We start from the raw sequence: 13,814 nt of genomic DNA on the forward strand, positions 1-13,814 counted from the left end.
CCCTGCGATCCTGGGGGACACCTCGCCGAGATTCTGTGGGATGCGTCGGCGAGGTGGGGGTGGTGCAAGTGATCGCAAAGAAAGTGGTGCGGACGACGATGGAATCACTCGACCGGTTGGACCGTGACATCCTCGCGCTGCTGCAGAGCGACGGTCGGTTGAGCGGTGCGGAGGTGGGGCGCCGCGTCGGACTCTCGCAGCCCGCGGCCGGCGCGCGCATCCAACGGCTGGAGAAGAACGGCGTCATCACCGGCTACCGAGCCGTGGTCGACCCCGCGGCACTCGGTCTGAACATCCACGCGGTCATCCGGCTGCGCACCACGCACGCCCAGCTCTCCCGTGCCCTGGAATGCGCTGCCCGGACCCCCGAAGTCGTCGCCACCCGCAGAGTCACCGGGGAAGACTGCCTCATCTTCGACGTCTACTGTCCCCAGGCAGGACGCCTCGAAGAAGTCGTCGACGCGCTCGCCCGCTACGGCCCCGTCACCACCTCACTCGTACTCCGCGACTACCCCGCCAAGCCGCTGACCGACGCCACGTCAGCAAACTCCTGAGCCGTGACCGCTAGGGCTGCGCCTGAGGTGCGCTGACCTCACCGTCTGCGCCCATGACGCGGTACATGCCGATCGAGTCGTGGGCTGCGGTGTCGGTGAAGCCGAACTTCTCGTAGAGGAAGCGGGCGGGGCCGTCCGCGATCAGGGAGACGTAGGCGGTGGCGGGTGCGCGGCGCTCCAGTTCCTCGGTGAGCGCGGCCATGATGCGACGGCCCAAGCCGCGGCCCTGGTGTGCGGGGTGTACGCACACGTCGACGATCTGGAACGCGGTGCCGCCGTCGCCGATGATCCGGCCCATGCCGATGGGTTCCCCCTCGTGGTGGAGGAGCACTCCGTGCCAGGTGTGGGGGAGGGCGAGCGCCACCGCGGCGGGGTCCTTGTCCGAGAGTCCGGCGTCGGTGCGCAGGCGGCGGAAGACCTCGACGGAGGGCACGCCCACGCTCAACTCGTACGGGTTGTTCATGCAGTCCACTTCCCATCGTGCGATGCCCGAGCAGGGCCTTCTCCCCGTCGGTCCGTGACCTACTCCTGCTTGGCGGGGAGCAGCCACAGGACGATGGCTACCGAGACCGCGGCCAGGCCCGTGGCGAAGAGGAACGCGTCGTCGAAGCCGGAGGCGGCCCGGGCGCCGGTGTGGGCGGTGATGCCGGCTGCGGCGGCGCTGGAGACGGCGGCGGCACCGGCCGAGGCGCCGAACTCGTGGCACGTGCTCACGATCCCCGACGTCACGCCGGCCTCATGGGGCGCGACACCGGCGAGGGCGGTGGCGGAGGCGACCACGAACAGGGCACCCAGGCCCGCCGCGGCCACGCTCAGGCCGATGACCATCGCGGCGGTGCCGGACACCAGCACCGGCACGAGGAACCCGACGGCGGCCACGGTGAGGGCGATGACCGCCATGAGCCGGGCTCCCAGCTGCCCGATCACCCGGCCGGCCGCTGCGGCGGCGACCATGGTCAGCAGGGCCACCGGCAGGAACAGTACGCCGGTCATGAGGGCACCGTGGCCCTGCTGGTTCTGGAGGTAGAAGGAGCCGAGGAAGAAGGCCCCCACCATCAGCGCCGTAGCGACAGCGATGACGAAGACGCCCGCCACCACCGGGCGGCGGCCCAGCAGGCGCAGGTCCATCAGCGGCGCCGCCGTCCGGCGCTGCCAGAAGGCGAACGCCGCGTAGGCAGCGGCCGCGGTGGCGACCAGGGCCAGGGTGAGGAGGTCGAGCCAGCCGTGGTCGCCGGCCCGGATCAGGGCGTAGATGAGGGCGCCGGTGGCGGCGGCGACCAGGACGGCGCCGGGTATGTCGAGGGAGCCGGTGGCCGCGCGGGGCAGGCGGGGCAGGACCCGGGCGAGCAGGGCGAGGACGAGCAGGCCGACGGGGACGTTGACGAAGAAGACCCAGGCCCACCCGGGGCCTGCCGTGATCAGTCCGCCGAGCAGGACGCCGAGGGCGGCGCCTCCACCGCCGAGTGCCGACCAGATGCCCAGCGCGCGGTTGCGCTCGTCGCCGTCGAACAGCCGTACCACCACCGACAACGCGGCGGGTGAGAGCATCGCGGCACCCGCCCCTTGGGCGATGCGTGCGGTGAGCAGCAACGGGGCACCGCTGGCAAACCCGGCGGCCAGGGACGCGGCGGTGAACACGGCGAGCCCGGCCAGCACGACCCGCTTGGGACCGAACAGGTCCGCGGCCCGGCCGCCGAGCAGGATCAGGCTCCCGAAGGTGAGGGCGTAGCCGCTGACCACCCAGGTCAGCGCCGCGCGGTCCAGTCCCAGCTCGGCACCCATGTCCGGCAGGGCGATCGCGACGACGGTGATGTCGAGGATCAGCATCAGCTGGGCCAGCCCCAGCAGCCCCAAGGCCTGCCAGCGCAGCGGATGCGGTGCGTCGGGTGCGCGGGTGGTGGTGGTCTCCGTGTCGCTCATGACGTACGCCCCTCACTGATAAGTCGTACAAGGCTGTTCAAGTTATACGGCTCGGGGGCGCAAGGCAAACACTGCTGTACGACTTACTGAGGTACCGTGGGCGCATGGGCAGCAAGAACTCCACGGCCACCAAGCGCGCCGACGCGCTGCGCAGCATCGAGGCGATCGTGCAGGCCGCCGCCGAATGCCTCGGGCAGAACCCGGAGGCGAGCCTGAGCGAGATCGCGCGCGCCGCGGGTGTGGGCCGGGTGACGCTGTACGCGCACTTCTCCTCCCGGGCGGAGGTCGTCGACGCGGCGATGAGCCGCGCCATCGACCAGGGCAACCAGGTCCTGGACACGATCGACCTGACCGGGGATCCGAGGCTCGCCCTGGCCCGGTACATCGACGCCGGATGGCACCTGGTGGACCAGGCGCGGGCCCTGCTCGCCGCCGCGCAACGGGAGCTTTCGCCGGGGCGCATCCTCGAACTGCACGCCGGACCCGCCGCCCGCGTCGAGGCGCTGGTCGCCCGCGGCCGAGCGGAGGGGGTCTTCCGTACGGACCTGCCGATCGCCTGGATGGTCAACGTCCTGCACGCCGTCATGCACAGCGCGGCCGAGGAGATCCGCGCCGGCCGACTCGCCTCCGAGCACGCCGCCGACCACATCACGGCCACGGTGCTGGCCGCCTTCACGCCCCCCGGCCAGCCGGTACCCGAGACCGGCGGTGAACGTCCGCGGCTGTGATCCGTCGGACCACGCAGCCCTCAGTCGAGCACCCCTAGCTCGGTGTCGGGCCGGCAGTGGGGACAGGCGTCGACGCCGTCGGCCAGCGCCCGGATCGCCTGGCCGCGGTCGACGCCCCGGGACCGGTTGCCGGCCATATGGCAGCCGCCGACGTGTACGTACACCGGCGGCACGTCCCGGTTGAGGCTCTGCTCGACCAGCCAGTCCGGAGCCGGCGGCCGGGCCGCGATGCCCCGCTGCCGTTCGGCCGCACGCCGCTCCTCCTCGGCGATCCGCCGCCGCACCCGGTCCAGCGTGAGGGCGAGCCACGTCTCCAGGATCCGGAGTCGGGGCAGGTCGGGCGGCAGATCGGTCACCCTCTCAGCTTGCCCCAAAAATCGAACACGTGCTCTAGTCGGGGCATGGTCAATCACGGAGTCCCCTACCTCACACCGCGACAGGAGCAGATCCTGCAGTGCATCCGCGAGGCCATCACCGACCGTGGCGAGGCGCCGACGGTGAAGGAGATCCGGGACCGGTTCGGCTACCGCAGCAGCGCTTCGGTCCACTACCAGCTGGCGCAGATCGAGAAGAAGGGCGCCATCGTGCGCGAGGCCGGCCGAGCGCGCGGGATCCGGCTCGCCTGAAGCGGGCCTGCCCGTCCCGGCCGCGCCCATGGCGCCGAGGAGTGGTCAGCGCTTGAGTATGAAGCTGAAGTCGCCGGACACTTTTCCGCTCATCCGGGCTGCCGAGACGACTTTCCCTTCCGTGATCAGTCGCTCCACCTCGGCACGCGAAAGGCCGCACCCTGCGGCGATCAGTCGCACCGGCCGGACCGGGATACGCGCCGCGAAGCGGACCGATACGTCGATCACCTTGCGGTCCAGGTGATCCGATCCGCCGGTGTCGAGGCGCCAGGCACGGTCCCAGTCGAGGGCGATGCGATGACGGCGCAGCAGGTTCGGATCCTGGAGCAGTTCCGCTGTCAGGCCAGGGTCGTTGTCATGCAGCAGGCCCAGCAGCTCAGGTCGTACGGAGCGCACATTCGCCCGCTCCAGGACCGGCAGCTTCGCCGTTTCCCCGCAGTGGGTGCAGAGGGCGAGCAGCCAGGCATCGATGAGTTTGTGGTGTGCGTTGACGCGAAACTTGCCGCTCGCCCGGAAGCGGTCGGACCCGCATGTGTGGCAGTGGCGGCGAACGAGCGGCAGGCAGGTGGGCATGACCACCCAGGTGTTGAGCACAGAGATACACCGGTTTCAGTGAGAAATCCGCAGCAGAAAGGGGCGCGGCGCAGGTGCGCGACGCGCGACGAATCAGCGCTCGGGAGGTCTCACAGGGTGTACAAGGGCACGTCCTTGCCTGGGCAACTCGGTTCTGCAGGACGGTAATGGCGTACGGTGGCGCCTTCCACCGGATTTCGGCGGCGGGTTCTGAAGCAGTTGGGGCCAGGTTGGATCCGGCCTCCGGCAGAACCCGCCGCTGCACCACGCCCGGCAGGCCCCTGCTAGGCGCGGTGCAGCCGACGGTACTTGCCGGGCGTCAGCGCGTTCGCGGCCGTGAAGCGGGAGTAGAAACTGCTCTGGGAGCCGAACCCCGCGGTGAGGGCGACGTCCGTGAGGGGCACGTCCGTGGCCGTCAGCAGGCGCCGCGCCTCGGCCATCCGGCACTCGGCCAGATAGGCGTGCAGGGTGGTGCCGATGACCTCCTTGAACACGCGCATCGCATAGTGCGGGTGCAGGGGAACCGAGGCCGCCACGCGTTCGACGGTGAGGGGCTCGCGGAAGTGCACCGTGATGAAGTGCGCCATCCGGGCCGCGTGCTCGACGGCACCGTCCCTCGGCAGGGCGGGCGCCCCGTGGTGTTCCCCTGCGGTGGCCAGGGCGAGCCTGCGCAGTCGTGCCTCGATCTCCAGCAGGGCGATGCGGCGCGGCTCCTCGTCTCGGTGGGCCAGGTCCTCCGACCACCGGCTGAACAGCGCGTGGTCGGCGTCCTGGGGGCCCGGCACGCTCTCCAGCAGCGGCACTCCCCGCAGCAGATTCCTGACCACCGGGTCGGGCATGCGCCAGCCGAGGAAGATTTCGCACGGCACGGTCAGCCAGCGCATCGTGCTGTTCGGTGTCGCGGAGACCAGCTGGTGCGGGACGGCTGCCCAGAAAGCGGCGATCCCGCCGCGCCGGAGCACGGTCCTTTGCCCGCGGAACAGGTACACCAGGTCGGTGTCACCGGCGAAGTTGATCTCTATGTCGTCGTGCCGGTGCGCGTGGTTCATCACGGAGACCCGGCCCTGCCAGCAGGCGAGGCCGAAGTCGTCGCTTCGAGGTTCGTGGGACTGCAGCAAGTGACGATCCAGGAAAGAGAGGCGAGCAGGGCGGAGGAACGGGCTTCCCGGAAGTGGTTCCGTGAAGTCGTCCGATCCTGCCAGCAGGATCGCGCCTGTCCGAGCTGAGGAGAACCCACTTGTGAACGGTTTCACCGAGAACGCCGTGTCCCCTTTCCACCTGACGTCCGAGGAAGTGGCGTTCTTCGACGAGAACGGCTACCTCGTCCTTCGTGACCGGGTTCGGGGCGACATGCTGCGCCGCCTGCAGCGAGCGGCGGACCACTGGATCGCCGCCGGGGACGGGCCCATGCGGCACAGCGAGGACTATCACTTCGCCGACCGCCCCAGCGGGCGCGTCCTGTTCCGCGTCGACTACGTGCACGCCAAGGGGGACGCCGCGTCCCTGGAACTGCTCGGCTCCCCCGAAGTGCTCGGGATCGCGGAGAGTCTGGCCGGGCCCAACTTCGTCCCCACCTACGAGTCGCTGGTGTTCAAGAACGAGGGCGACGGCGCCCCCGTCCCCTGGCACCAGGACGCAGTCCACCCCCGTGACCACCGCATCTTCAATGTCGACGTCTACCTCGACGCCTCCCGCGACGGCGAGGGCGCGCTGCGTGTCGTGCCCGGTTCGCAGCGCCGGAAGGCGGACGTGTGCGAGCTCACCGAGCGGCACGGGTGGGACATCCCCGGCGCGGTGACGGTGGAGATGGAGCCCGGGGACGTCCTCATCCACGACGTGATGCTCGTGCACGGCTCCGAACCAGTCCAGGGCAACCGGTTGCGGCGCACCTTGTACTACGAGTTCCGTGCGGCGGAGCAGATCCTGGAGCAGGGCCCGTGGGACGCGGCATGGATCGACGCGCGCCTGCGCCTGCTTCCGCTCGCCCTGCGGCAGTACCAAGCCGCTCACCCCGGGGGATCCGGCTTCGTGTGGCGCATCGAGGAGTCCCTGCGGCCCCGGCCGCTGGGGGACCAGGAAACGGAACTGCGGCTGGTGCACGACGTCCACACCCCCGGGTCCTTCTGCAGCGCGGGAGATGTTCCCGAGAGGACCCGGTGACCTCTGCAGCCCGGCGCCCGGTGACATCCGAGACATTCGAAAGGCCGCCCTTGCATGCGAGAAGCTGACGGTTCGGTCGAGGCGTTACCCGATCCGCCTCGTGTCGCATGGCGCAAGGACATGCGCGAGCGGGTTCTGGATGCGGCGCACGAGCTGACCTGTGCTGACGGCTGGGACCGGGCGAGCCTTTCGGCCGTTGCGTTCCTGGCTCAGGTGTCCCGCCCCACCGTGTACAAGGAGTTCGGCAGCCGCGCCCATCTCGGGCACGCGCTGGTGACCCGTGAGACCCGGCAGCTCCTCGATGACGTCGCCGAGGCACTGGCCGCCACGGACCGGCACCCCCTGGCCGCTCTGGAGACCGCGTTGCTCCTCGTTCTCACGGCGGCCGAGCGCAACCCTCTGCTGCGCTCCGTCGTCACCGCCGCACGCCGAGGCTCGGACAGTCTGCTGCCCTACCTCACGGCGCGCCCCGATCCGCTCTTCGATGCGGCCCGGAGTCTGCTCCGCGCCTGGCTGGCCGGTCGCTTTCCCGCGCGGGGGGAGGAGGACGTCGACGTGGCGGCCGACCTCGTGGTGCGGATGGTCGTCAGCCATCTCGTCCTGCCTGCATGGCCGCCGGAGGTGGCCGCGAGCCTCCTGTCCCGCAGCGCGTTCAGGGTCCTGGGGGAGGCCTGAACGGCCCCTCCTCAGCTGTGTCCCAGGACGCGGGCCGGGAGCGCGGCAATGCGGTCGGCGGTCCTGGCCAGGGACAACTCGTGGAAGCCGGCCAGTCGCGTGTGCAGGACGTCACGAAAGGGGGTGATCCAGCGTTCCTCCAGGTGGCCGGGGCCGAAGTACACGCCCAGGATGGCGCCCGCCGTGGCACCGTAGCTGTCGGTGTCATTGCCCTGGCTGACCTGCTTGCAGATGCCGTCGCCGACGTCCGTGGCGAAGCGCAGGGTGTTGATCAGCGTTCCGCTCTCCTGGAAGACGCGGCAGTGGCCGTACTGGGCGTACCGGCCATGGATGGCGCGGTAGCCCTCCAGCCAGTCGGGGGCCCCGGCCACCAGTTCCAGCGAGTCGCTGACGACGGCGAAGAAGCGGCTACGTTGCGGTACGTACCGCAACGCGGTGGTGAAGATCTCCAGTGGGCCGGTGGCGGTGAAGGCGGCGGAGATGGCGGCGGCGGCGAACATCGCGCCGTAGATGCCGTTGCCCCGGTGCGTCAACGACGCGTCGCGCCAGGCGAGTTCGGCGGCAAGGCCGGGGCGGCCCGGGCAGGCGTACCCGTAGGCGTCGGCACGGATCATGGCGCCGCATCGCTCGTCGCCGGGGTTGAGCCGCGCCGCCGCCAGCGCCTCCTCGTCCGGCATCGGCCAGTCGTCCATGCCCATCGCCAGCCCCTGCCGGGTCAGGAAGGTGCGTTCGGGGCCCCAGGTGTAACCCAGCGGGACATTGTCGAGCCACAGGCGGCACAGGTCGGATTTGGTGAAGCCGGCTCCGTGCCGCTCCAGCGCCATCATGCCCAGCAGGGTGTAGTTGATGTCGTCATCCGGAGCGACCCGGGTGATGTTCTCCCGTACCGTCTCGGGCCAGTCGGGATGGAACGCGCGAAATCCTCCCTCCGAGCACAGCCGCGAGGGGATGTAGTCTCGCAACGGCCACTCGCCCAACCGCCGCAATGCGTCGCGAAGTTCGTCGAGGGTCGGCATGACCTCCACCGGCTTGCCCAGGATGCAGCCGGCCACCGAGCCGAGGAACCCGGCGCGTGCCCGCTCACCCGCCCCGGGCGGAAGGGGTGCGGGAGGGTCCTCGGTGACTGGGGCCTGCTCCGCCCGGATGCCGTCCAGGTCACTCGGTTCGACGTACGGCCACCCCTCGCGCATCGGTGCCGTGTCGATGGCGGCCGCGAGGTCCGCGACGGCCTGGTAGTCGTCCGGGAGGTGTGCCAGCCGCGCGGCGATCCCGGTGACGTCCCTGCCCTGTTCCTCCTTGTCCCGCAGCATGGCCTGCAGTTGGCGGTGGAGCACGGGGAACGGTGCGAACATGGACCCTCCGGCATGGAACGGTGTCGGGTGAGCGGCGGACGTCGGCCGGCACATGTGCGCCGGGACGGCCCGTCAGACAGGGGGAACTCCCGCCTCGCGGGACGGACCTATCCGCCCTGCTCGAAGAGCAGATTGATCTGGTCGTTCGTACGGTCCAGGCCCGATACGGGCTTTCCGTTGGCATAGATGTCCTGCATCGCGGGGAACATCATCGCCGAAACGTCGGCGCTGAAGTCCGTGACGGGAAAACCGAAAGTCGACCGGTCCCGCAGCGGCTTCGTGAACGCGGTGACGTCGATTCCCTCCTTCTCGTACGCGGAGATGGCGAGGCGCGTTCCCGCGGCGGTGGCGGGGAAGATGATGCCGGCCTCTCCAGCCACCCGCTGGCAGGCGTCGGAGGCGAGATGGGCCACCCACTGACGGGCGGCCTTCTTCTTGCCGCCCTTCTTGGTCAGCGAGTCACCCAGTCCGTTCATCAGGGTCGCGCGCTTCCCGGTCGGGCCCACGGGCGTGGGAACCGAGCCGATATCTCTCCCCTTGAGGTTGTGGAATGTCCTGATCATCCAAGCGCCGTTCAGCGCCGTGGCGGCTTTTCCGGAACCCACCTGCACTTCAGGACCGTTGGCCGGGGAGAAGTGTTCGAAGCGCGGCAGGTATCCCTTTTCGGCAAGGCCGAAGTACCAGTCGATGGTCTCCTGGAACCTGCGGTCATCATAGTTGTAGCGGACTTCCTGTGAGGTCTCGTCCGTGTAGTACCAGCCGTTGGCGAGCGCGAATGGGCTCCACTGGACATGGCCGTCCATTCCGCCGGCGTCGGCGGTGGCCAGGCCGTAGGTCCGCACGTTGTCTTTGTCGAACCCGGGTTCGTCCCCTCGCACCCCGTTCTTGTCGACGGTGAGCCGGGCGATCGCCTTCTCGAAGGTGCCACCGTCGCGGGGGTTCCAGGTGAGCGTGTTCAGCTTTTCCTCGGACAGTCCCGCTTCCCTTGCCATCTCCTTGTTGTAGAACAGGGCGACGGTGTCCCAGTCCTTGGGGGCGGCGTACCGATGCCCGTCCTCACCGATCCAGGTGGCGGCCAGGCCGGGCTGGTAGTCGGAGTTCTCGATGCCGCTCGTCTCTTCGAACTCGTCCAGTGGTTCGAGGAGGTCAAGCGAGAGGAACTGGGCGTGCTTCGGCGGGGTGCTGGTGAACACATCCGGCTGCGTGCCGGCAATGAAGCTCGCGGTGAGCTTGTTCCAGTAGAATTCCCAGCCTATCTGGCTGATCTGAACATCGACGCCTGGGTGCTCTTTTTCGAAGGCGATGGCGCACTTCTCGTAGATCGGAAGCTGGTTGGAGTCCCAGAGCCAGTAACTGACCTCGTTCTTCGACGCGGTCGAACCGCCTCCCTGGGCACATCCTGCGGCTGCCATGAGCGCCATCGCGCCAACGGCCACCACGACTCTGAGGAGTCCTCGCCGGTGATTCATCGTTCACTCCTACTTGATTCCGCTGAAGCCGATGGAATTGACGATGCGTCGTGCGCAGCAGGCGAAGAGGACGAGCATGGGAAGGGCGGCCACCAGCGTCGCGGCCATGAGTCCCGCCCAGTCGACACCCGTCTGCGGTACCTGCGACCTGAACACGCTCAGCGCCACCGTGAGGACCCGGGAACTGTCGCTGTGGGACACCATGAGCGGCCAGAAGTAGTCGTTCCACGACGTCATGTAGGTGAGAACGGTCAATGTGGCGATCGGCGCGGACGCCATGGGAAGGACCAGCCGGAAGAACACGCGTACCTTCCCCGCTCCGTCCAGCAGGGCGGCCTCCTCGATCTCCCGGGGCATCTGCATGAAGAACTGCCGGAGGAAGAACACGGTGAACGGGGTCATGAACATCGTGGGCAGTGCCACACCGCCCAGGGTGTCGACCAGTCCGAGTTGCTTGATGAGTACGAAGTTCGGCAGCAGGGTGAAGATGGTGGGAACCATGAGACCTGCCAGGAAGAGGCCGTACAGGGTGTCCCGCCCGCGCCACTGGAGTCTGCTGAAGGCGTACGCGGCCATCGAGCAGAAGAAGATCTGGCAACCGGTGACGAGCGTCGAGACGATCACCGAGTTGCCGAGGTACCGCCAGAAGTTCAGCGAGGCCCCGGAACCGCCCTGTGCCAGTGCCTCGTCCGTGCTCTGCATCCCGAAGACCCGGGCAAAGCCACCGAGGTCGGCGTCGACGGGCAGCAATGACGTGGGATGCGCCGAGAGGCTCGCGTTCGAGGAGAACGCGGTACGCACGATCCAGTAGAAGGGAAGCAGCGTCACCAACACGACGACGGCTATGAGGGCCCACGCCGCCATTCGGCCCGGGGAAGGGAGGGGGTGCCGCCTTGCGTGCGATATCACAGGCACCCGCCCCTTGCGATCACCGAGTACACCGCTCGCTGTCATTCCGCGTTCCCCTCCGAGCTAGTCGAGATCGGTCTCGCCGGCCCTGGTGAGCCGGTACTGGACGAACGTGATCAACCCGAGCACCACCAGGAGCGCGACGGACAGCGCCGACGCATAGCCGAACTGGAACCGGCTGAACGCGGTGTTGTAGATGTACATCTGCAGCACATTGCTGGCATTCGCGGGTCCGCCTCCGGTGGTGACGCTCACCGAGTCGAAGACCTGGAACGAGCCGATGATCGACATGATGAGAACCAGCGACAGAACGGGGCGCAGCAGCGGTATCGAAACGCGCCAGAACATACGCCATTCGTTCGCTCCGTCGATGCGGGCTGCCTCGTACAGCGTGCCGGGAATCATCTGCAGACCAGCGAAAAGCAGTAGTGCGGTGTAGCCGACATGCCGCCAGACGTTCACCAGCGCCAGCGTCGGGATCACCCACTCCTCACTGCCGAAGAAGGCCACGTGGTCGAAGCCGAGTGCGCCGATGAGTTGGTTCCCGACCCCGAACTGGGTGTCCAGGACCCACAGCCAGACGATGCCGGCGACGACGTTGGAGACGAGGTACGGAGTGAGAACCATGCCGCGGAGGAGGGCGGATCGTGTCAGTCGCTGCATCAGGACGGCGATGACCAGGGCCATCACGGTCTGCACGCCGACGTTGAGGACGACGTAGTACACCGTGGTCTGCAGCGAGTCCCAGAAGATCGGGTCGTTCGCCATGCGTTCGTAGTTGTCCAGACCGACCCACTTCGCGGGCGTCAGGAGATTGAAGCTGTTGAAACTCAGATAGATTCCGCGCAGGGTCGGCCAGAGCAGGAAGACGGCGAAGCCCAGCAGCGCGGGTGTGATGAAGATCCACGCCAGCTGCTCGTCACCGCGCTGGCCGTTTCGCTTGCCAGCTCCCGCCGCGGCAATCGGCATGTCGCCCGCGACGTCCGCCGAGACCTGAGTCTTCACTTGCGTGTGTCCCCGGCGACGAACTCATAGGCGCCGCGGTCGTAACCCGCTCCCGCCGGCCGCCGCACCCCGGAGTAGTCCTGGCGCACCGCGGGGAACTTCATTCCGCTGTCGATCGCCGCGGAGTCGGGCAGCAGCTGGAAATCCGCCGACGCCGGGTCGATGCTCGGCTGACGGAGTCCGGGGTCGCCGAGGACATCGTGGCGCCCGAGCACCTCGGGCTCCGTCCCACCGTGGTAGATGTTGTAGTCGTACCGCACGTTGGTGTTCGCGTAATTGCTTGTGGTGGCTTTTCCGGGACGTGCCACGGAGATGTTGTTGAGCACGCGCACGTCCTTGCTGGCCCACGCCCCGATATTGGGGTTGTTGATCTCCGGGCTGCGTGAGTTGAGATACGCGGTGTTGTTCACGATGTCGACGTTGCTGCCCTTGTAGGCGTGGATTCCCGACCCGCCGTTGTTGTACGAGATGTTGTTGGCGACCAGGGTCCGTCCCTGGTAACCCTGGTAGGGCGTCCCGCTTCCCTCCGGGGCGGGAAGAGTGCTGTCGACGATGATTCCGTTGCCGTCCGATATGCACTTGCACTCCCACCACTCGATCTTGTTCTCGTTGTCGTAGGTGATGTTGTTCCGAATAAAGATCTTGTAGCCAGTCTCGTCGTTCACGTCCACCGGCGACAGAATGCTGATCCCGCTGTTGCCCCAGGATGCGTACCACGCATTGGAGTGCACGAGGTTGCTCTCGATGGTGAAGTAGTCACCGAACATCGCGGCAATGCCGGCTCCCGGGCACTTGTGCGTGTGATTGTTCCGCATCGTGATGTGATGGGAGTTCCTGCCGTTCTCGTCGTCCGGTCGCACGATGAGGCAGTTCGTGCTCATGGCAGCATTGGTTGGACTGCTTTCACGCTTCGCCTGCTCAAGCGTTATGTTGTCGCTGTTCCCCTTGATCTCCAGGCCCTCGACCGTGATGTACGAGGCGCCCATCACCGTGAAGCCGTCCCATCCGGTCACCGGCTTCAGGACCGGGTGGTGGCCCGGGTAGGGCCGGTAGGTGATAGGGGCGCCGGGCTTGCCCGACCGGCTGACCGTGACCACCCCTTGCGGCGAGGTGTCACCGTAGCTGCCGTTCATGATGTAGACGGTGCTCCCGGGCGTCGTACGGTCCGCCGCCGCCTGAATGGTGCGGAAGGGGCTCGCCGGCGACGTCCCGTGGTTGGCATCGGACCCCGTATCGCTGACGAAGTAGTCCGTGCCCGAGCCCTTCTTCTCCGGTGCGGCATGCGCTGGAGAGGTGGCGCCCAGCAAGGCGAGCAGCGCCGAAGAGGTCGCGATCAGGGTCCGGTTGAGACGCATGGGTACTCCATCCGCTTGGTTTGGAAAAGGGGAACCAGGGACGCGCACAGGTTTCTTGAGAACCTTGGGGAGGTGAAACCGGAGGTACACGGCGACCCTGAAAACTGTTCGCCGACCACCCACATGGAACCGCTCTTCGGCCGCCGGGACATCCTGCGGGCACCTCGGACCTTCCTGGATCCTCAGATAACGGGAAACATGGAGGGTCGGCCCATCTCACGCAAGCACGGCGGCCGTGGGCTGCTCCGCCCGGATGCCAGGGCCTTGAGGTGACGTTCGCCGAGGCTTGTCAGAAGTGCACGAGTTCAGTGATGCCACGGGCGGATGGATGCGCCGCGTCGTCGGCCCTCTCGCTCGTGACCAGCGCGGGCGGGACCCCGTCGTCCACGAGGGCGAAGAAGCGGTCGGCGACGTGGAGCCCCAGCTCCAGGGAGTCCGGCAGGACCAGTGCCACGGTGCGGGCAGCGGGCCGGACCGGTGTGTTGCGC

At 68.1% G+C, this 13,814-nt stretch carries 16 protein-coding genes; 5 read left to right on the top strand and 11 right to left on the bottom strand.

Annotated features, from left to right (window positions below; genetic code table 11):
* The first annotated feature begins 68 nt into the window (after positions 1–68).
* The gene (locus ACFYW5_RS27230; RefSeq protein ID WP_389419716.1) at positions 69–554 is read left to right on the top strand and encodes an Lrp/AsnC family transcriptional regulator; all 486 of its coding nucleotides are present in this window, start codon (positions 69–71) and stop codon (positions 552–554) included.
* 10 nt (positions 555–564) lie between these two features.
* Here the strand turns inward: ACFYW5_RS27230 and ACFYW5_RS27235 are convergent, their stop codons facing one another.
* Positions 565–1,017, bottom strand: coding sequence for a GNAT family N-acetyltransferase (locus ACFYW5_RS27235; RefSeq protein ID WP_389419717.1), 453 nt, complete (start codon positions 1,015–1,017; stop codon positions 565–567).
* A 59-nt stretch (positions 1,018–1,076) separates the two neighbouring features.
* A complete protein-coding gene (locus ACFYW5_RS27240) occupies positions 1,077–2,474 on the bottom strand; it encodes an MFS transporter (protein ID WP_389419718.1) in 1,398 nt (465 codons plus the stop codon).
* Positions 2,475–2,578: 104 nt separating this feature from the next.
* Between ACFYW5_RS27240 and ACFYW5_RS27245 the strand changes: the two genes are divergently transcribed.
* Positions 2,579–3,202, top strand: a complete 624-nt coding sequence (locus ACFYW5_RS27245; RefSeq protein WP_389419719.1) for a TetR/AcrR family transcriptional regulator — start codon at positions 2,579–2,581, stop codon at positions 3,200–3,202.
* Positions 3,203–3,222: 20 nt separating this feature from the next.
* Here ACFYW5_RS27245 and ACFYW5_RS27250 read toward each other — a convergent pair whose 3' ends face one another.
* The gene (locus ACFYW5_RS27250; protein WP_389419720.1) at positions 3,223–3,558 is read right to left on the bottom strand and encodes a DUF6233 domain-containing protein; all 336 of its coding nucleotides are present in this window, start codon (positions 3,556–3,558) and stop codon (positions 3,223–3,225) included.
* A 45-nt stretch (positions 3,559–3,603) separates the two neighbouring features.
* Here ACFYW5_RS27250 and ACFYW5_RS27255 point away from each other — a divergent pair, with 45 nt between their 5' ends.
* Positions 3,604–3,828, top strand: coding sequence for a LexA family protein (locus ACFYW5_RS27255; protein ID WP_389419721.1), 225 nt, complete (start codon positions 3,604–3,606; stop codon positions 3,826–3,828).
* Positions 3,829–3,873: 45 nt separating this feature from the next.
* Here ACFYW5_RS27255 and ACFYW5_RS27260 read toward each other — a convergent pair whose 3' ends face one another.
* Both ACFYW5_RS27260 and ACFYW5_RS27265 read right to left on the bottom strand, forming a co-directional pair.
* Positions 3,874–4,422, bottom strand: coding sequence for a DUF1062 domain-containing protein (locus ACFYW5_RS27260; RefSeq protein ID WP_389419722.1), 549 nt, complete (start codon positions 4,420–4,422; stop codon positions 3,874–3,876).
* A 263-nt stretch (positions 4,423–4,685) separates the two neighbouring features.
* Positions 4,686–5,519 (bottom strand): helix-turn-helix domain-containing protein, encoded by an 834-nt coding sequence (locus tag ACFYW5_RS27265; RefSeq protein WP_389419723.1) that lies wholly within the window; start codon positions 5,517–5,519, stop codon positions 4,686–4,688.
* Positions 5,520–5,640: 121 nt separating this feature from the next.
* On the opposite strand from ACFYW5_RS27265, the gene ACFYW5_RS27270 reads away from it, so the two are divergent.
* A complete protein-coding gene (locus ACFYW5_RS27270) occupies positions 5,641–6,561 on the top strand; it encodes a phytanoyl-CoA dioxygenase family protein (RefSeq protein WP_389419724.1) in 921 nt (306 codons plus the stop codon).
* Positions 6,562–6,681: 120 nt separating this feature from the next.
* A complete protein-coding gene (locus tag ACFYW5_RS27275; RefSeq protein ID WP_389419725.1) occupies positions 6,682–7,236 on the top strand; it encodes a TetR family transcriptional regulator in 555 nt (184 codons plus the stop codon).
* 11 nt (positions 7,237–7,247) lie between these two features.
* Here the strand turns inward: ACFYW5_RS27275 and ACFYW5_RS27280 are convergent, their stop codons facing one another.
* The 6 genes from ACFYW5_RS27280 to ACFYW5_RS27305 form a co-directional block, all read right to left on the bottom strand.
* On the bottom strand, positions 7,248–8,588 hold the full coding sequence (locus ACFYW5_RS27280) for an ADP-ribosylglycohydrolase family protein (protein ID WP_389419726.1): 1,341 nt from the start codon (positions 8,586–8,588) through the stop codon (positions 7,248–7,250).
* 107 nt (positions 8,589–8,695) lie between these two features.
* The gene (locus tag ACFYW5_RS27285) at positions 8,696–10,057 is read right to left on the bottom strand and encodes an extracellular solute-binding protein (protein ID WP_389419727.1); all 1,362 of its coding nucleotides are present in this window, start codon (positions 10,055–10,057) and stop codon (positions 8,696–8,698) included.
* Between the two features lie 9 nt (positions 10,058–10,066).
* Entirely contained in the window at positions 10,067–11,011 is a 945-nt protein-coding gene (locus ACFYW5_RS27290; RefSeq protein WP_389419728.1) for a carbohydrate ABC transporter permease, read from the bottom strand.
* Between the two features lie 18 nt (positions 11,012–11,029).
* Complete coding sequence (locus ACFYW5_RS27295) at positions 11,030–11,935, bottom strand: carbohydrate ABC transporter permease (RefSeq protein WP_389419836.1); 906 nt, start codon at positions 11,933–11,935, stop codon at positions 11,030–11,032.
* Between the two features lie 32 nt (positions 11,936–11,967).
* Positions 11,968–13,326 (bottom strand): choice-of-anchor Q domain-containing protein, encoded by a 1,359-nt coding sequence (locus ACFYW5_RS27300; protein WP_389419729.1) that lies wholly within the window; start codon positions 13,324–13,326, stop codon positions 11,968–11,970.
* 289 nt (positions 13,327–13,615) lie between these two features.
* Positions 13,616–13,780: a hypothetical protein gene (locus tag ACFYW5_RS27305; protein ID WP_389419730.1), complete on the bottom strand. Its 165-nt coding sequence runs from the start codon at positions 13,778–13,780 to the stop codon at positions 13,616–13,618.
* Positions 13,781–13,814 lie beyond the last annotated feature (34 nt).

Origin of the sequence: Streptomyces sp. NPDC002779 (assembly GCF_042888685.1) — a bacterium.
Classification (GTDB): domain Bacteria; phylum Actinomycetota; class Actinomycetes; order Streptomycetales; family Streptomycetaceae; genus Streptomyces.